The following is an 18398-nucleotide window of genomic DNA, read 5'->3' as shown; positions in this document are numbered from 1 at the left end:
ACATGCGCATTCTGGTCGTCAACCCGAACAGCACCGCCTCGATGACCGCGCGGATCGGTGCCGCCGCCCGCACCGTCGCGGCTACCGGCACCGAGATCGTCGCCACCAACCCGCCGGGCGGCCCGGCCAGCATCGAGGGCTATTACGACGAGGCGCTGGCCGTTCCCGGCATGCTGGCCGAGATCGAGCGGCAGCAGCGCGACGGCGTCCTCGCCGGCACGGTGATCGCCTGCTTCGACGATGTCGGGCTGGACGCCGCGCGCAGCTTCGCCACCGCACCGGTCGTCGGCATCTGCGAGGCGGCGATGCAGACCGCCGGGCTGCTGGGCGGCCGGTTCAGCGTGGTGACGACGCTGGCCCGTTCCGTCCCGGCGCTGGAGCGGCTGGCGCAACGTTACGGCATGGCCGGGCGCTGCACCATCCGTGCGGCGGGCGTGCCGGTGCTGGCGCTGGAGGATCCGGCGTCCGGTGCCGTCGAGCGCGTGCGGGCGGAAATCCGCCGGGCGGTGGAGCAGGATGGCGCCGAGACCATCGTGCTGGGCTGCGCCGGCATGGCCGACCTCGCCCGGTCCCTGAGCGATGAGATGGGCCTGCCGGTGGTGGACGGAGTCACCGCCGCCGTGAAGCTGGTGGAGGGGCTGGCCGCCCTGGGGCTGCGGACCAGCAAGGTCGGCGGCTATGCGCCGCCGCTGCCCAAGGCGCGCTGACCCCTCCGCCGTCTTACAACGGCAGCTTACAACGGCAGCGGTTCCGGGAAGTCCGGTGCCGCGATGCCGGGCAACCCCGCTTGGGCCGAGATCGCGCCGCCCGCCAGTCCGTTCAGGATACGGCGGGCCGCTTCGGCGCATTGGCTGCGCAGTTCGGGCACGGCCGTCATTTCCCAGAAGGGCGCCTTGGCGACCGGCCCGAACGCCAGCAGGCGCGGCGACGGCGTGCCGTCCGCGGCGATCACCGCTCCGCCTTCCGTCACGTCCAGCCCCAGCCGCAACTCGTCCGGACGGGCGAGGCCGCGGTCGAGCAGCGAGCGCACCAGCGGGTGGCGGATGCGGGTGTAGTCGCAGTTGGTGCCGGTGGCATTGATCAGCGCGCTGGCCGTCAGCCGTCGCTCCGCCCCGCCGCCCCGCTCGGCGACGGTCAGTTCCAGGCCGCACGCGGTCAGGGCGGCGTCCTTCAGGCGGCCGGGCAGGATGCTCAGCTGGCCGCTGTCGCGGGCGGCGGCGATGCGGTCGGCGACCTGCGGGGCCATGCGGTGGCGATGCACCTCCCAGAAGGGACGGGCGTGGCGCAGGAAGCGGCGGCGCTCCTCCATCGGCAGATGCGCCCAGATGCGGTGATGGTGAGGCCTCAGCGCGTCGAAGGCCGACCGCCAGTCATAGCCGGCCGCGCCCGCCCGCCGGGCATCGGCCTTCAGGGCGATCAACACGTCGAGAACCGTGCTGGGCAGCACGTCCGGATGCAGGAAGGAGGTGTAGGGCCGCGTCTCCTCATGGCGCAGCGGCAGCAGGCCGCGGCGCGACACTGCGGTGACCGGCCCATTATGACCCTGGTCGAGCAGCGACAGCACCGTGTCCACCATGGTCAGCCCGGTGCCGAGGATGGCGACGGGAGCATCCCGGTCTATGGTGCCGATGGCAGCGGCATCCCACGGGTCGCCGATGAAGCGGTCCGATGTGAAGGCCTCGTCCGCGGTCGGAGACGCCAGACAGGGCGGCGAGGGCGGAAAATTGCCGATGCAAAGGGCGGCGGTGTCGGCGCTGACCACCCGCCCGTCGCCGAGCCGCACATGCACCGCCGGCCGGCTGCCAGACGGGGTTTCGGTGCGGACATCCACCGCTTCTGCCCGGATCAGGTTCAGCCGGGCATGGGCGGGCGCCTCGGCCTGGGCCTCCGCCAGAACATCCTGGATATAGGCGCCGTAGAGCGCGCGGGAGGCGAAGGCATGACCGCTGGGCGGCATCGGCTCGTCCGGCGTCGGCCCGTCCGCGCGGCTCCACAGCCAGCGCAGGAAATGGCGCGGATCGTCGGGATAGGCGCTCATGTTGTAGGCGCGGACGTTCAGCACATGCGTGCCGTTCGGTGTGGAATAGGCGACGCCGGTGCCCGGCCGGTGCCCGTATTCGATCAGATGCACCACCAGCGGCGCCTGGGCGCCGCGCAGCAGGTGGGCGGCCAGCAGGCTGCCGGTGAAGCCGGCGCCGACGATGGCGATCTGGCGGGGCTGGTGGAAGTCATTCGGCGGGGTGCCGCCGGGGGGAGGCCCAGGGCGATGGAAGTGAGGCGTTGCAGGCATCGAAGTCCGTCCTTCCGTGAGTCATTCCGGAAAAGGCCGGCCGTTGGCATCTGTTCCCCGAACCCTTCAGGCTATTGCTGAAAGAGGGGACTCGCGTCGGCCGTGTGTCTGCTCGGTCCGCTTCGTTCTGCCCTGAATATCACAGCGCCGGGGACACGCGCCATCGGCCGAAGGGCAAACACTATTCCAAAAGTAGGGATTTGCCGGTTTTTTACGCATGTTGCCCCGCATCATCGCTGTCGCCAAGCCCGCACCGATATGGCACATGCGTTCGGGCACCGCCGCCACCGCGCAGCTTTGTTGCAAGACCGATTAGGAGCACGCCCGATGTCCATGCCGTCCGTCCAGCCCGCCCCCCACGCTTCCGCTTGCGACCGGCTGGAAGCGGCGCTTTCCCGGATTGCCGATCCGGAACGGCAGGGTGCCATGGTGTTCACCGAGATCTATGCGGAGGAGGCGCGCTCCGCGGCGGCTGCCAGCGACCGCCGGGCGGCGGCGGGTCGCTCGCTGGGGCCGCTCGACGGGCGGATCGTCTCGGTGAAGGCGCTGTTCGACGTGGCGGGCGATGCGACGGCGGCCGGCTCCGCCATTCTGCGCGGCCGTCCGGCCGCCGGGCGCGATGCCAGGGCGGTGGCCCGGCTGCGTGCCGCGGGGGCGGTCATCGTCGGCCGGACCCACATGACCGAATTCGCCTTTTCCGCGGTCGGCATCAATCCCCATTACGGCAATCCCGGAAATCCGCATGACCGCTCGCGGGTGCCGGGCGGCTCCTCGTCCGGGGCGGCGATCTCGGTGGTCGACGGCATGGCGGAGATCGCGCTGGGCAGCGACACCGGCGGGTCGCTGCGCATTCCGGCGGCGCTGTCGGGTGCGGTCGGCTTCAAGCCGTCCGCCGGGCGCCTGCCGTCGGACGGGGCCTTTCCGCTGTCGCCGACGCTGGATGCGATCGGGCCGATTGCCGCCAAGGTCGCGGATGCCGCGCTGCTGGACAGCATCCTTTCCGACGGTAACCCGGCGCCGCTGGCCCCGCTGTCCCTAGTTGGGCAATCCTTCCTGGTGGCACGCGGGCGGCTGTTCGACGGGACCGAACCTGCCGTCGCCGCCGCCTTCGAGGCGGCGCTCGACCGGCTGCGGGCGGCCGGGGCGCAGGTCGTCGACGGGTCCATCGAGGCGGAACTCGACGCGCTGGCGGAACTGGACCGCATCGGCGTCTTCACCGCCATCGAGCTGGCGGCGACCCTCGCCGATCTCGGCATCACGGCGCTCGACGGCATCGACCCGAAGACCCGCGCGCGGATCGAGGCCGGTGGCAAGGCGCCCGCCGCCGATTATGTCCGCATGCAGCACCGCCGCGCCGCGTTGATCCGCCTGATGGACGAGCGGCTGACCCGCCATCCCGTCCTGCTGCTGCCGACGGCGCCGATGACGGCGCCCACCATCGCCGACGTGCTGGACGATGCGGCCTTCCACCGCGTCAATCTGGCCCTGCTGCGAAACACCCGTGTCGCCAACCTGTTCGACCTGCCGGCCATTTCCCTGCCGGTTCCCGCTGATGGTTTGCCGGTCGGCCTGATGGCGATGGGCCGGCGCGGCGGCGACCGCAGCCTGCTGGGCATCGCCGCCGGGATCGAAGCGGCGCTGCTGGGGTAAGCCTGCGCCAGATGTGCTGTGACCATGATGGGGCCGTGAATTTTCCGCGCAGGAATCGTGGCCCCGTGCGTATCACCCATGTGGACGCACGTCATGTTAAAAGAGTAGACGTGAGTGGTTATAGATAACTGATTCCTGACTCCCAAATGACCACTCATCGTCACAAGCGGTGTCAAAGAGTGGCGACAGACAGAATCCGGTACAATTTGCGGAAAACGCGCACTTATTGTCTGCCGGCGGTCGGATGACGACTGCAGACGAGAGCCGACGATCATCATGCGTGATGGTCGGATGCCATCCGCTGGCGCCGGGAATATTGGCGCCAAGAATGCCGGGTGGCGATCGGCTGAAATGCTTGGAGACTTCCTATGGCTACCAACTTCGCCACTGATACGCTCAAGTCCGTGATGTCCAAGGCCACTGCGCCGACCTCCTCCGTCACGACCACCGACAGCGCAGTCGCCGAGTTCCGGGACCACCAGCTTCAGCACCAGCACGCCCAGGGCGATGCCGTCACCAATGGCACGAATGGGAACATGACGGACGATACCATTGTCGGGCACAGCGCTCCGACGCTGTCGGACAGCGCCGTCGCCGAATTGAAGGCTGCCTACGTCGCGGTCGAAAAGGCCATCGCCGACGCCAAGAGCGGCAGCACGGCGACGGATACGGCGACGACCGACGGCACGGCAAGTGACACGTCGACGAGTGACGCGTCGGCCACGGACAAGGCCGCCACCGGCAAGACTTCCGACACCACCGACACGACCACGCATCAGCCGCCGGCCGATCCGCTGGTGAAGGTGCTGGCCGACGCCACCGGCGAAAGTACCGCCACCGTCCAGGGCGTATTGCAGCAGGTCCGCGCCGTGCTGCACCAGGAACATCTGACCGACGCCAACAGCCACACCGGGACGGCCGATACGACGACGGACACCGGCACGTCCACCGAAACGTCCAATGGGAGCACTTCCACCACGACGGCGAACGACGACGCCAAGACCGGCACTGGCGACGCGCCGCATTGGCACGACCGCCTGATCGCACAGCATGACGGCTCGGGCACCGCTGGCTCGGCCGATGCCGGTACCGGTCAGGCCGCGGCTGATGGCGGCAGCGCCATCTGGCAGCATTTCCTGAACCACTATGCCTCCGGCGACAGCGCGGTCACCGGCAATGCCGAGGTGGTGGCGGCGGTCGACGAGTTCGTCGATACCGTCCAGTCGCTGCACCTCGACCCCGGCCACGGGCAGATGCATGGCGAGACCCATGGCCATGGCACCGACGGCGTTCCTCTCGACACCGCCGCCTGACCGGTCCCGCGCCCTCCCAGCCGATGGGAGGGCGCGGCCCTCCCACAATCTGCTTTGTCATCCCAACGCAGAGTCCTACTCTTCATTGTGATCGAGGAACTGCGGTGGATACCGAGAGATGGACCTGACACCCGGCATGCTGGACAGGATGACCCCGGAACAGGAGCGTCTGTTCGAATCCCAGCTGGAGCAGGATGACGGGGCGGAAATGCGGCGGGTACTTCGCGCCGGTGTGCCCGTCTATTACACCAGGGACGATACGCTGCCGGGGTGCATGATCAAGGAGTATCCGGACGGTCGGACGGAACTGGTCGATTTCTCGACAGGCGACGAACGCTTGGTCTCACCGCTCGCAAAATGATCCAGCCACAGATCTGGGTGCTTGCCGGTCCGAACGGTTCCGGCAAGTCGACCATCGCACGCCGCTTCTTCATTGGACGAATTCCTTTCGTCAATGCCGATGATATCGCGCGCGATCTCGATCCGAACGACGTGAACAGCATCTCGGCCCACATGCGGGCCGGCCGCATCGCTTTGGAGCTTCGCGACGGCTACCTGAACCGCAGCGAAACCTTCGCCATGGAAACGACGCTGACGGGCAAGAGCGAACTGGCATTGATGCGGCGCGCCCGAGAGGCCGGTTACAAGGTCAATCTTATCTTCGTCGGCATTGGCAATGTCGCGATCTCCGCCGCGCGCGTCCGGACGCGCGTTCTCCTCGGCGGTCATGACGTTCCGAAGGAGGCCATTCTGCGCCGATATGGTCGCAGCATGGCAGCCTTGGCTGACGCTGTTGCGATAGCGCACAGAACCTGGGTATTCGACAATTCCGGTGGAAAGCGTCGCCTGTTGTTGAAGCTCGAAATGGAACGGGTAATCAAGCTGGCTCCGATTCTTCCGGCCTGGGCCGCCGAAGCCATTCCACAGGCTTTCAGAACATCCTAGGAGTAACGTGCTTCTTCGCATCCGCTCTAAGATAGGCCGTATTTCCTGATCTTGTCGTGCAGCGTGGTTTTGGCGACCTGCAACTCTTCCGCGGCGCGGGCGAGGCTGTGGTCGGTGCGGCGCAGGGTGTCGGCGATCAGGGCGCGTTCGAAGGCCTCCACCGCCTGGGCCAAAGGGCGGTTGGCGGCGGGATGGACGGTCGCGAAGGGGGGAAAGCCCTGTTCGATGCCCAGAACGCAACGGTCGGCGACATTGTGCAGCTCGCGCACGTTGCCCGGCCAGTCATAGGCCATCAGATGGCGCATGCGCTCGGCGTCCGGCGGTGGAACCGGGCGGCCGTGGCGGGCGGCGGCCTGAAGCGTGAACTGCTCGAACAGCAGCGGGATGTCCTCGCGCCGGTCGCGCAGGGGCGGCAGCGGCAGATTGGCGACATTCAGGCGGTAATAGAGGTCGGCGCGGAACTGCCCGCGGTCGGCAAGCTCGCGCAGATCCACCTTGGTCGCGGCGATCACCCGGCAATCGACATGGACGGGGGTGTTGGAGCCCAGCCTCTCCAGCGTGCGCTCCTGAAGCACGCGCAGGAACTTGATCTGCACCGGCATCGGCATGCTCTCGATCTCGTCGAGGAACAGGGTGCCGCCGCTGGCATGCTCCACCTTGCCGATGCGCCGTTTGCCGGCTCCGGTGAAGGCTCCGGCCTCGTGGCCGAAGATCTCGCTGTCGATCAGGCTTTCCGGCAGGCCGCCGCAATTGATGGCGACGAAGTTGCCGCCGCGCCGCGGGCTGGCGTCGTGCAGGCAGCGGGCGGCCAACTCCTTGCCGGAGCCGGTTTCGCCATGGATCAGAATGTCGGCCGCCGAACTGGCAAGCTCGCCGATCAGCCGGCGCACCCGTGCCATCTGCGGCGATCCGCCGACCAGCCGTGCCTCGATGCTGTCGCGGTTCTGCAGGCGGGCGCGCAGGTCGCGCACCTCCAGCGTCAGACGGCGCTTGTCCAGGGCGCGGCGCACCACCTCGACCAGATAGTCGGGGGAGAAAGGCTTCTCGATGAAGTCATGGGCGCCCAGCTTCATCGCCTGCACCGCCATCGACACGTCGCCATGGCCGGTCATCAGCACCACCGGCAGATCCGGGTCGGTGGCGAGCAGGTCGGCCAGCAGCGCCATCCCATCCATGCCCGGCAGGCGGATGTCGGTGACGACGATGCCGGGAAAGCCCTCGGCCACCAGCCGGCGGGCCTTCTCCGCGCTGTCCACCGCCTCCGTCGGGATGTCCTCCAGTTCCAGCGCCTGCTGGCAGCCGAGGCTGACGTTGGGGTCATCCTCGACGATGAGGACCTTCAGGGGAGGGCCCTTCAGGGCGGTGGCGGCAGGGTCGGACATATGAGCTCTCCGGCCTGTATGGCGGCAAGGATTGAGGCCGGGTCGGTGGGCAGGGTGGCGGCGGGAAGGTCGATGGTGAAGACCGCTCCGCCATCCGGACCGTTCGCCCCGGTCAGGGCGCCGCCGAAGTCACGCACGATCCCGGCCGAGATGGCAAGCCCCAAGCCGAGCCCGCCGCTTCCCTCCTTGGTTCCATCCTTCACCGCCTCCTTGGTGGTGAAGAAGGGCTCGAACAGGCGGGGCAGCACCTCGGCGGGCAGGCCGGGACCGTTGTCGGCGACCTCGATACGCACCCGGTCGCCCTCCGTCCGGGCGGTCAGCGTCAGCCTGCTCCCCGTCCGACCGGCCAGCGCATCCAGGCCGTTGGCGACCAGATTGACCAGCACCTGCTCCAGCCTGTTGGGATCGCAGAGTGCCGCGACATCCTCCGGCGCATCGACCTGCACGGCGACACCCGACCGCCGCAGCCGCTGGTCCAGCAGGAACAGCGCATTGTCGATGGGCCGGCGCACCGCGATGGGGCGGGGGGCGCCGGAGGATTTGCGGGCAAAGGATTTCAGCTGGCTGGTCAGCGCTCCCATGCTGTCCACCAGATGGGCGATGCGATCCAGGTTGCCCTGCGCCGCCTCCAGATTGCCGCGCTGGAGGAACTTGACCGTGTTGCCCGACAGGGTGCGCAGCGCCGCCAGCGGCTGGTTCAGCTCATGCGCCAAGCCGGCGGAGAGCTGGCCGATCACCGCCAGCTTGCCGGCATGGACCAGCTCGTCCTGGGCGGCGCGCAGGTTGCGGGTGCGTTCCTCCACCTTGCGTTCAAGCTCATGCAGGTGGCGGCGGCGCTGCACCCACATCAGCAGCAGAATGCCGGGGACGGCGCTGCCCATCGCGGCGAGGGCGGCGCGGGTCCAGGCCATGCCGGTCACCTGATCGACCGGCGACAGCACGGTCATCGTCCAGCCGGTGCCTTGCAGGGGGGCCGTCTGGGCCAGGAACCCACCGGACACCGGGAAGACGGTTTCCTCCAGCTGTCCCTCGGCAGGGCGGGAGAGGCGCACCAGTTCGGCGTCGGCGGCGATGCGCTCCTGCCGCATCAGCCCCAGCGGCGAAAGCGGGCGGGCGTTGTATTGCAGGGTCTGGTCGAAATGGCGGCGGGCCGCCTCGTCCATCGGCCGCAGGGTGGTGAATTTCCAGGAGGGGACGGAGGCGAGGATCACCACGCCGTTCTCGTCGGCGACCAGCACCGGCGCCTCGACCGTCGACCAGGATTGCTCCAGCTGCTCCAGGCTGACCTTCACCACCGCCACGCCGACGATGGCGCCATCCTCCGTGAGAGGGGAGGAGAGGTAATAGCCGGCTTCCCCCCGCGTGGTGCCGACCCCGAAGAAACGGCCCTGGCGGCCGGCGGCGGCCTCGATGAAATAGGGGCGGTAGGACAAATCCTCGTTGATGAAGCTGTCCGGGCGGTTCCAGTTGCTGGCGGCCAGCACCCGGCCCTGGCGGTTCAGCACATAGATCGACAGGGTGCCGGCCCGCTCGTTCAGCCGCTCCAGATAGCGGTTCAGCCCCCAGGCCAGCGGCGCCCGTCCGGCGACGAGGTCGAGGACATCGCGCTCCAGCCCCAGTGTCGCCGGGAAATAGGCGTATTTGTCGATCTCGCGCTCAAGGCTCTCGGCATAGAGGTCGAGCCGGTGGTGCCCGGTCTCCTGCAACGCGGCGAGGCCCATCCCCTCGCTGATGCGGAAGCCCACGACGCCGGCAAGCAGGGCCAGACCGGCGAGCGCCGGCAGGAGAAGGCCGATGGTGCGGAGGCGTCTGGCGGCGGGCATGAAAAGGGCGGGCAGGGAGAGGGGCCCCCGCATCATAGCAGAAGCCCCCGTCCCATTGCCCGCCCGTCTTCCGAGCCGCTTTTTCAGAGCGCTCGTCCGTTACTCGGCCGCGGCCGGAGAGGGCAGAGCCGTGCCGGCCTCCTCCTCCGCTTCGTCCCCGGTGCCGATGGCGTTCTCCCACTTGGCGACCACCGTGGTGGCGATGCCGTTGCCCAGCACGTTGGTGGCGGTGCGGCCCATGTCGAGGAAGTGGTCGATGCCCATGATCAGCAGCACGCCGGCTTCCGGCAGGTGGAACATCGGCAGCACCGCGGCCACCACCACCAGCGAGGAGCGCGGAACGCCGGCGATGCCCTTGCTCGACACCATCAGCACCAGCAGCATGACGATCTGCTGTTCCAGCGTCAGCGGGATGCCATAGGCCTGGGCGATGAACAGCGACGCGAAGGCCGTGTAGATCATTGAGCCGTCGAGGTTGAAGGAATAGCCGAGCGGCAGCACGAAGCCGATCACCCGCTCGCGCACGCCGAGCGTCTTCAGCTCCTCCATCACGCGGGGATAGGCGGATTCGCTGGAGGCGGTGGAGAAGCCCAGCAGCATCGGCTGGCGCATGGCCTTGACCACGCGGAACACGTCACCCTTCAGAACGACGAAGCCGGCGAAGACCAGCACCGCCCACAGCACCGCCAGCGCCACGTAGAAGCTGCCCATGAACTTGCCGTAGACCAGCAGCACGCCCAGCCCCTGGGTGGTCACCACGTTGGCGACGGCGGCGAAGACGCCGATGGGGGCGAAGCGCATCACATAGTCGGTGACCTTCAGCATCACCGGCACGACCTCTTCGATTGAGCGGGCGAGCAGGCCGGCCTTGGTGTCGCGCAGCTGGCCGATGGCGAGACCGACGAAGACCGAGAAGATCAGGATCTGCAGGATCTCGTTGTTCGCCATCGCCTCGAAGAAGTTGCGCGGGAAGACGTGGGTCAGGAAATCCTTCAGGTTCAGGGCGGAGGTCTTCAGGCCGGCGCTGGCCGCCACGTCGGGCAGCGGCACGCCGACATTGGCGCCCGGATGCAGCAGGTTGGCGAAGATCAGCCCGATGAACAGCGACACGAAGGACGCCATCAGGAACCAGCCCACCGCCTTGCCGCCGATGCGGCCGACGGTGCGGGCGTCGCCCATGCCGGCCATGCCCGCGACCAGGGTGGCGAAGATAAGGGGCGCGATGATCATCTTGATCAGGCGCAGGAAGATGTCCGTCACCATCGCGAAATAGCCCGCGATCTCCTTGGCGGAGGCCGCGTCGAACAGGCTGTTGCAGACATAGCCGGTGACGATGCCCAGCAGCATGGCGGCGATGATCAGCGTCGTCTGTTTGTTCATGGTCCTGTTACCTCACCTTGTCCCGCCCGCCTGTCAGCGCCGGCCGGGTTGCGGTCGATGGGAACCGGCCCCCTGGTCCGCCGTCCATGTCTGGAGAGAGGACCGGAAACGGGGCCGGGTGGCGGAAAAGGTCAGCCGGCGGTCGCCAGCAGCCGCGGCTGGGTCAGCACCTCCGGCCGCAGAACCTCGGCCAGGGCGGCGGCGGTCATCAGGCCGCGCGCCTCCACCAGTTCGGCGACACCCTTGCCGGTGCGGTGGGCCTCGGCGGCCACCTCGGTGGCGTTGGCGTAGCCGATGTAGGGGTTCAGCGCGGTGACGATGCCGATGGAGTTGCGCACGCCCGCTTCCAGATGGTCGCGGTTGGCGGTGATGCCGTCGACGCAGCGGTCGGCCAGCACCAGGCAGCCCTGGCGCAGGTGGGTGATGCTTTTGAACAGGCTGTGCGCGATGATCGGCTCGAAGGCGTTCAGCTGGAGTTGACCGGCTTCGGCGGCGAAGGTGACGGTCATGTCGTTGCCGATCACCTCGAAGGCGATCTGGTTGAGCACCTCCGGGATCACCGGATTGACCTTGCCCGGCATGATCGACGAGCCGGCCTGACGCGCCGGCAGGTTGATCTCGCCGAAGCCGGCGCGCGGGCCGCTGGACAGCAGGCGCAGGTCGTTGCAGGTCTTGGACAGCTTCACCGCCACCCGCTTCAGCACGCCCGACAGCTGGACGAAGCTGCCGCAATCCTGCGTCGCCTCCACCAGATTGGGGGCGGTGACCACGGGCACGCCGCTGATCTCGGCCAGACGGCGGCAGACCAGTGCCGCGTATTGCGGATGGGCGTTGATGCCGGTGCCGATGGCGGTGGCGCCCAGGTTGATCTCGCGGATCAGCAGGGCGGCCTCCTTCAGCCGCTCCTCATCCTCGGCCAGCATGACGGCGTAGGTCGAGAATTCCTGGCCCAGCGTCATCGGAACGGCATCCTGCAACTGGGTGCGGCCCATCTTCAGGATGTCGCGGAACTCGTCGGCCTTGCGCTGGAAGGCGGTGCGCAGATGGCCCATCGCCTCCACCAGCCGGAAGATGCCGGTGTAGGTCGCCAGCTTCAGCGCCGTCGGATAGACGTCGTTGGTCGACTGGCTCATGTTGACATGCTCGTTGGGGTGCAGGTGGGCATAGTCGCCCCGGCCATGCCCCAGGATCTCCAGCGCCAGATTGGCGATCACCTCGTTGGCGTTCATGTTGGTCGAGGTGCCGGCGCCGCCCTGGATCACGTCGACGACGAACTGGTCGTGCAGCTTGCCCGCGCGGATTTCGCGGCAGGCGGCGGCGATGGCGTCGGCCCGCTCGCCATTCAGCAGCCCGAGTTCGTGGTTGGCGCGGGATGCTGCCATCTTGATCTCGGCGAGCGCGCGGACCAGATCGGGGTAGTGGGAAATCGGCGTGCCGGTGATCGGGAAATTCTCGACAGCGCGCAGGGTGTGGACGCCGTAATAGGCATCGGCCGGGATTTCGCGGTCGCCCAGCAGGTCGTGTTCGGTGCGCGTTGTGGCAGGCATCGTACGTTTCGCTCCCTTGATTGAGACCGTCCCGTCTGCGCGGGACGCAACCAATCAGGAGCAACCGCCATGCCAGCGCGGGCTGACAGGACGTCGCGGCCTAAGCCATTGATCTTTTTGGATAGGATTGCTGGTAAGAGCTGCGAACGTTCGGATTTCCGAACGTGGCCCGCCTCTGGGCGTTCGGAAATCCGAACGGGCCGGGCGGACTTCCCGCGCCGGATTACTCGCCGAGGCGGTTGGACCAGTCCTCCACCCTGCCGCTCTCCACCCGGCGTTGGGCCAGCGTGCGCCAGCCGGTGGCAAGCGGCTCCAGCTCCGCAATGCCGGCGAGCGTGGGGAGGTCGCCGGTGTCGTGGTAGAAGGCACGCAGGATGCGGGCCAGCGGCCAGTCCGGCAGCGGGCGCTCGACCAGAGCGATCCCGTCGCCGGTGGCGACGATGCCCGGCTCCAGGACGCGATAATACCAGCCGGTCCGGCCGGTGGATTGTACCCGCCGCGCCATATCCTTAACCCCGAAGCGGTGGTTCAGCTTCCAGCAGGGCTGGCGTCCCTGGCTGACCTGCACCGTCGCCGTGCCGATGCGGAAGATGTCGCCGACGCAGACCGTTTCCTCCGTCAAGCCAAGCGTCGAGAGGTTCTCGCCGAAGGCACCGACGGACTCCAGCAGCGGGCAGGGGGCTGGCAGGTCGCCGCGCCATGCCGCGTAATGGTCGAACGGATAATGGTGGATCGCCTTGTCCGGCCCGCCATGGTTGCGGCGGTCGGCCTGTTCGTCGCCCTCGAGCCCGGCCGGACCGATGGCGATGGCGGCATCGACCGGATGCTTGCCGATGGCACTGAGCGTGTCCGGCCGGCCGAACGGAACCGCCTTGCCGGTCAGGACTGCGTTCAGCATGGTGGACTTGGTCATCGGCCCTTCTCCGCTTTCGTGATTACCGCCCGGCTGGGGCTTTTTGCAAGGCCCCCCTTATCGCTGTCCGCCCGGTATCCGCCAAGGTGTCGCCGCGGCAGGCCAGCAATGCGGGGCACGCCGTAGTTTTTTTATCCTGCGAATTGAGCCGCAGGCAGAAGGCCATTTCTTGCAATTTGCGTGGCGAAAATGCGAGGGAGATGCATTCATTGGGAGATTAAACAGTTATTTTTAATATATTAGAGAATTAACCAATGAAATAAATTCTGGAGAATTTATCGGCAAAAATTAAAGAAATTCATCTAACTATAGTATCATAGAATTCGATAAAATATTGAAACACCGTTTGTTAAAAATTTTCTATCTTTTCATTATTGGTGAAAGGTCAATATCTTTTCATATTCCATGAGAAATTTGCTTGCAGTGCAAAAATAACACCGGACCACATCGCGCAGCCGCGCATACGACTGCGTATCGCCTAGTCTTCGAAAATAAGACTTTCGTGCCGTTTTCGCGCCACCAAAGTGGCATATTTGGTGCACGCCGGCCTGAGACCTGGATACATATGCGCATGGGGGGTGAAATGACCGGGTTTACAGGGGCGGCCCCTGCGGGCGGACTGTTCGCGAACATCAGGATCGGACGGAAGATCGCGATCGGCTTCGGGGCCGTGCTGCTGATCATGGTGGGACTTGCGGGACGGAGTTATCTGTCTTTCAGCAACATCTCCCATCAGTTCGAAACCTATGACCACTGCGTCTCGATCATGGATGTGGCCTCCAACATCGAGATGGAGGTGCTGGCCATGCGTGGCGCCGTGCGTGAATTCGCGTTGAGCGGCAATGCCAGCCGCGAAACGATGGCCCGCCAAGCCATGGAAAGATTGCGCGGAAGTTTCGAGACGGCCGATGGGCTCGTCAGCGATCCCGATCTGAAATCCAGGCTCAATCGCGCCAAGACCCAGCTCCGGCTCTATGTGGACGGCTTTCAGCGGGTCGCACCGATGCAGCATGAACTGATGGGGCTTGTGACGGATACCCTGGATCCGCTGGGACTGAACGCTCGCGTTGAGTTGGAGCGTATCCGCGACGATGCCGCCAAGGCAGGTGATGGCGCTTCGGTCGCCCATGCCTGGGAAAGCATGGAATTTCTGATGGTGGGCCGGTTGTCCGCCAACAAGATGCTGGCCCGGCACGACGACGAGTCCGCCAGGAAGGCGGATGAGGCTTTCACCGCGCTCGCCAAGGTCCTCCAGGAGCTGGCCGTCGCGGTCGCCGACCGCCCGTATGCGGTGAAGGTGAAGGACCTCCAGGCCATGGTGTCGCGCTACCATGCGGCCTTCATGCGGGCGAAGGAACTGAGCCATACCGTCAATGCGCTGATCAACGGTGAGATGACGCAGGCCGGCACAGCCGTTACCGAAGAGGCCGAGGCCATCAGCCGGAGCGCCCTGGCGGAGACGGATCGAATCCGCCAGTCCACCCTGGCCGACATCGTCAGCACGGAGATGCTGATCGTTCTGCTATCGGCCAGTGGACTTCTGGCCGGCCTGCTCTGCGCCGGCCTGATCAGCCGTGCGATCACGCGGCCGGTGACCGCCATGACCGGCACGATGCGGGAACTGGCCTCCGGCAATCTCGACGTCGTCGTCCCGGCTGCCGGCCAGAAGGACGAGATCGGCGCCATGGCCGCCGCGGTGACGGTGTTCAGGGAGAATGCGGTCACGGCCCGGCGGCTGGAGGCGGAACAGAAGGCAGAGCAGCAGCGCAAGGAGGCCCGTTCGGCCACGGTCGACCGGCTGGTCGCCGAGTTCGAGGGAACCGTCGCCGGCATCCTGCGCACGGTGTCCTCCGCCTCCACCGAACTGGACAGCACCGCGCACCAGATGAACGAGACGGCCGAGCAGACCAACCGTCAGTCGACCGCATCGGCCGGTGCGGCGGAGCAAACCTCCGCCAACGTGCAGACGGTCGCCACCGCCGCCGAGGAGATGGTGGCGTCGCTGCAGGAGATTGCGCGGCAGGTCACCCGGTCCTCGTCCATCGCCGTCGACGCGGTTGCGCAGGCCGAGCATACCGACGCCACCGTGCAGGGGCTGGCTGACGCCGCCAGAAAGATCAGCGACGTGGTCGCCCTGATCTCCACCATTGCCGGGCAGACCAACCTGCTGGCATTGAACGCCACCATCGAAGCTGCCCGCGCCGGCGAGCACGGCAAGGGTTTTGCGGTCGTCGCCGCCGAGGTGAAGAGCCTCGCTGGACAGACCGCCCGCGCCACCGACGAGATCACCGGGCAAATCTCTGCCATTCAGGCCGCTACCGGCGGGGTCGTCGAGGCGATCCGCGTGAATTCCGGCATGATCCGCCAGATGAACGAGATCACCGCGGCCATCGCCTCCGCGGTGGAGGAGCAGAACGCTGCGACCGGGGAGATCACCCGCAGCGTCACCGAGGCCGCGGCAGGGACGGAGGAGGTTGCCCGCAACATCCAGCAGGTGATGGAAGCGACGGGGCATACCGGTGCCGCCGCCGCCCAGGTTCTGGGCGCGGCGAGCGAACTGGCGTACCAGTCGGAAACGTTGCGGACGAACCTTGAGAGCTTCCTGACCAGCATCCGGGCGGCTTGATCGGGCCTTCCGCAGAAAGCCGGCGGTTGCCCGGAGATTGCCCTATGATGCAGGCTCCGGACACCGCCAGCAGCCTGTGGGAGTTCACCGCCGCCATGCCCGCCTTTGCCGCGAACCTGACGATGATGTTCACGGAGTGGCCGTTCCTGGACCGCTTCGCCGCCGCCGCCGATGCCGGGTTCCGGGCGGTCGAATATCTCTTTCCCTACGAGCATGCACCGGACGCGGTGGCGCAGCGGCTGGAGCGCAACGGCCTGACCCAGGCGCTGTTCAACATGCCGCCCGGTGACTGGGCAGCCGGGGAGCGCGGGCTTGCCGCCCTGCCGGACCGGTTCGACAAGTTCCGTGCGGCGGTCGCCACGGCGCTGGAGTATGCCGGGGCAACCGGCTGCCGGCGTCTCCACATGATGGCCGGGCTGGCCGACTCCGCCGATCCGGCGGCGCTCGACGCCTACCGGCGGGCCGTCCGCCACGCCGGAGAGGTGCTGGCGGAACGCGGGATCGAGCTGCTGCTGGAGCCGATCAACGGGCGCGACATGCCCGGCTATTTCCTGAACGATTTCGGCCTTGCCGAACGGCTGATCGCCGAGGCCGGGCTGCCCAACATCCGGCTCCAGTTCGACCTCTACCACCGGCAGATCCTGCATGGCGACGTGACCATGGCGCTGCGCCGGCTGATGCCGCTGGTCGGGCACGTGCAGATCGCCTCCGTCCCGTCGCGCAACGAACCGGACGGCGAGGAGCTGAACTGGCCCTTCCTGTTTGCCGAGTTGGACCGGCTCGGCTATGGCGGCTTTGTCGGCTGCGAATACCGGCCGCGCGCCGCCACGCTCGACGGGCTCGGCTGGTTCGCCCCGTATCGCGCAGCGGCCCGGTGACGGTCCCGCGGGGCTAGCCCAGCTTGTGCACGAAGTGGTGGCAGGCGATCTGGTAGCGCTTGCCCATATAGACGCGATGGGCGCTGCTGCGCTCCGGACCGACGGCGGAGTCGAGATGCAACGCCTTGCAGTCCAGCCGTTCGGCCTCCGCCTTCACCCAGTCGAGGATGAGGGCGGCATAGCCGCGGCCGCGATAGTCCGGTAGCGTCGCCATGTCGACGATGTAGAGGGACTTCCCCAGCCACAGCGAATGTTGCAGGCGGAAGCCCAGGACACAGGCCGCCGGGCCGCCCGCTTCGGGAATAATGCCGACGAGGCGGTAGCCGTTCGGCCGCAACTCCGTGTCGATGATGCGGGTCATCTGCGCCGCATCGTATTTCGGCCACAGAACCTGCAGGGCCGGCACGGCCGCTTCAGTCTGTCCTTCGGAAATCTCAACAATCTCTGACTGCACGTCGCGTCCTCTCGGTATCCGCATTCTCATACCTGCTGCGGTCACAGAATGGTGCGTGTGTGAAGCAGGTTGCAAGCCTGGGCTTGAGCTTGGGTTCGAATCAGTTTGGTCGTTTTGGCATCCGCTCACAACCATCAAGCGAATCCGGCGGACAATGCGTGGCGGGAACGCCCGCTCAGGCGGCGGTGAGCACGATCTTGCCCTGAACATGGCCCTTCGCGGCACGCTCGTGGGCCAGACGGGCGTCCGCGAGGGGGAAGACGCTGTCGATGACGACGCGGAGGGAGCCGTTGTCGAGGAGCCCGGCGATCTCCGTCAGTTGCGCGCCGTTGGAGCGGACCTGTGTTGCCGAAACCGTGACGCCCCGCTCCGCCGCCTCGGCCGCGGCGTCGAGGCCCAGCGGGAAAATCGGGAACAGGGTGCCGCCGCGCGTCAGCGTCTTCAGGAACCGGGCGGAGGACGGACCGCCGACCGCATCGACGACGAGGTCGACCCCGCGCACCATCTCCTCGGCCTTGACCTTGGTGTAATCGATGACCTCGTCGGCGCCGAGGTCGCGCAGGAGCGCTTCATGCCGGGTGGAGGCGACGGCGATGACGCGTGCGCCCCGCCATTTCGCAAGCTGAAGCGCCAGATGCCCGACACCGCCGGCGGCCCCGTTCACCAGCACGGTCCGGCCGTCGAGCGGGACCGGCCGGTGCTGGTGCGGCTGGAGCGGGTTCGGTTCGTCGTGGCCCAGATCGATCAGGAACTGCCATGCGGTCAACAGCGACATCGGGGCGGCGGCAGCCTGCACATGGTCGATGCCGGCCGGCTTGCGGCCGACATCCGTTGCCGGTGCGATGACATACTCCGCATAGGCCCGGCTGTCCCCGGCGAGACCGGCGGGAAAACGGATCATCGCATAGACCTCGTCGCCGGGCGCCAGCGTGCGCACATCGTCGGCGACGGCCTCGACAATGCCGGAAACGTCCGTCCCGACGATGACGGGGAAGGAGACCTGCGGCTGCCATTCGGGCGGAAGCATCCGATAGCCGTCGCGCAGATACCAGTCGGGAGGGTTGATGCCAACTGCGTGGACGCGGATCAGGATCTCGCCCGGCTTCGGTTCGGGCTTCGGCGCGTCTTCGTAAACCAGAACCTCCGGACCGCCGAAGGCATGCAGCCGGACCGCTTTCATCGTCTCGCTCATCATGG

General features: G+C 67.1%; 15 protein-coding genes. 7 read left to right on the top strand and 8 right to left on the bottom strand.

The annotated features are described in order from the left end of the window. The first annotated feature begins 2 nt into the window (after positions 1-2). The gene (locus ABNQ40_RS02110; RefSeq protein ID WP_109048761.1) at positions 3-707 is read left to right on the top strand and encodes an aspartate/glutamate racemase family protein; all 705 of its coding nucleotides are present in this window, start codon (positions 3-5) and stop codon (positions 705-707) included. Between the two features lie 26 nt (positions 708-733). On the opposite strand, the gene ABNQ40_RS02105 is transcribed toward ABNQ40_RS02110, so the two are convergent. Beyond that, the gene (locus ABNQ40_RS02105; RefSeq protein ID WP_247879664.1) at positions 734-2290 is read right to left on the bottom strand and encodes an FAD/NAD(P)-binding protein; all 1557 of its coding nucleotides are present in this window, start codon (positions 2288-2290) and stop codon (positions 734-736) included. A 333-nt stretch (positions 2291-2623) separates the two neighbouring features. On the opposite strand from ABNQ40_RS02105, the gene ABNQ40_RS02100 reads away from it, so the two are divergent. From ABNQ40_RS02100 to ABNQ40_RS02085, 4 genes are all read left to right on the top strand, one after another. Continuing rightward, the gene (locus tag ABNQ40_RS02100; protein ID WP_109490810.1) at positions 2624-3940 is read left to right on the top strand and encodes an amidase; all 1317 of its coding nucleotides are present in this window, start codon (positions 2624-2626) and stop codon (positions 3938-3940) included. 368 nt (positions 3941-4308) lie between these two features. Next, positions 4309-5253, top strand: a complete 945-nt coding sequence (locus ABNQ40_RS02095) for a hypothetical protein (protein ID WP_109048762.1) — start codon at positions 4309-4311, stop codon at positions 5251-5253. A 118-nt stretch (positions 5254-5371) separates the two neighbouring features. Continuing rightward, positions 5372-5614, top strand: coding sequence for a hypothetical protein (locus ABNQ40_RS02090; protein WP_109048763.1), 243 nt, complete (start codon positions 5372-5374; stop codon positions 5612-5614). Further along, complete coding sequence (locus ABNQ40_RS02085; RefSeq protein ID WP_109048764.1) at positions 5611-6198, top strand: zeta toxin family protein; 588 nt, start codon at positions 5611-5613, stop codon at positions 6196-6198. The genes ABNQ40_RS02090 and ABNQ40_RS02085 overlap by 4 nt, the downstream gene beginning before the upstream one ends. A 26-nt stretch (positions 6199-6224) precedes the next feature. Here ABNQ40_RS02085 and ABNQ40_RS02080 read toward each other — a convergent pair whose 3' ends face one another. From ABNQ40_RS02080 to ABNQ40_RS02060, 5 genes are all read right to left on the bottom strand, one after another. Beyond that, on the bottom strand, positions 6225-7580 hold the full coding sequence (locus ABNQ40_RS02080) for a sigma-54 dependent transcriptional regulator (protein ID WP_109048765.1): 1356 nt from the start codon (positions 7578-7580) through the stop codon (positions 6225-6227). Next, positions 7553-9403: an ATP-binding protein gene (locus ABNQ40_RS02075; RefSeq protein WP_109490811.1), complete on the bottom strand. Its 1851-nt coding sequence runs from the start codon at positions 9401-9403 to the stop codon at positions 7553-7555. The genes ABNQ40_RS02080 and ABNQ40_RS02075 overlap by 28 nt, the downstream gene beginning before the upstream one ends. A gap of 99 nt (positions 9404-9502) precedes the next feature. Then, positions 9503-10783 (bottom strand): dicarboxylate/amino acid:cation symporter, encoded by a 1281-nt coding sequence (locus ABNQ40_RS02070; RefSeq protein ID WP_109048766.1) that lies wholly within the window; start codon positions 10781-10783, stop codon positions 9503-9505. A 131-nt stretch (positions 10784-10914) separates the two neighbouring features. Then, a complete protein-coding gene (gene aspA / locus ABNQ40_RS02065) occupies positions 10915-12330 on the bottom strand; it encodes an aspartate ammonia-lyase (protein ID WP_109048767.1) in 1416 nt (471 codons plus the stop codon). 223 nt (positions 12331-12553) lie between these two features. Then, positions 12554-13243, bottom strand: a complete 690-nt coding sequence (locus ABNQ40_RS02060; protein ID WP_109048768.1) for an MOSC domain-containing protein — start codon at positions 13241-13243, stop codon at positions 12554-12556. 418 nt (positions 13244-13661) lie between these two features. Here ABNQ40_RS02060 and ABNQ40_RS02055 point away from each other — a divergent pair, with 418 nt between their 5' ends. Together ABNQ40_RS02055 and otnI are read left to right on the top strand one after the other, a co-directional pair. Continuing rightward, on the top strand, positions 13662-15869 hold the full coding sequence (locus tag ABNQ40_RS02055) for a methyl-accepting chemotaxis protein (protein WP_391345423.1): 2208 nt from the start codon (positions 13662-13664) through the stop codon (positions 15867-15869). Between the two features lie 95 nt (positions 15870-15964). Beyond that, positions 15965-16747, top strand: a complete 783-nt coding sequence (gene otnI / locus ABNQ40_RS02050) for a 2-oxo-tetronate isomerase (protein WP_109490812.1) — start codon at positions 15965-15967, stop codon at positions 16745-16747. Between the two features lie 13 nt (positions 16748-16760). Here the strand turns inward: otnI and ABNQ40_RS02045 are convergent, their stop codons facing one another. After that, positions 16761-17153, bottom strand: coding sequence for a GNAT family N-acetyltransferase (locus tag ABNQ40_RS02045; RefSeq protein ID WP_391345421.1), 393 nt, complete (start codon positions 17151-17153; stop codon positions 16761-16763). A 223-nt stretch (positions 17154-17376) separates the two neighbouring features. Then, the gene (locus ABNQ40_RS02040) at positions 17377-18396 is read right to left on the bottom strand and encodes an NADP-dependent oxidoreductase (RefSeq protein WP_109048771.1); all 1020 of its coding nucleotides are present in this window, start codon (positions 18394-18396) and stop codon (positions 17377-17379) included. Between the last annotated feature and the right edge of the window lie 2 nt (positions 18397-18398).

This window comes from Azospirillum sp. A23 (assembly GCF_042938965.1).
GTDB lineage: Bacteria > Pseudomonadota > Alphaproteobacteria > Azospirillales > Azospirillaceae > Azospirillum > Azospirillum melinis.
The sequence above is the reverse complement of the archived record's forward strand: the minus strand, read 5'-3'. Positions and strand labels throughout refer to the sequence as shown.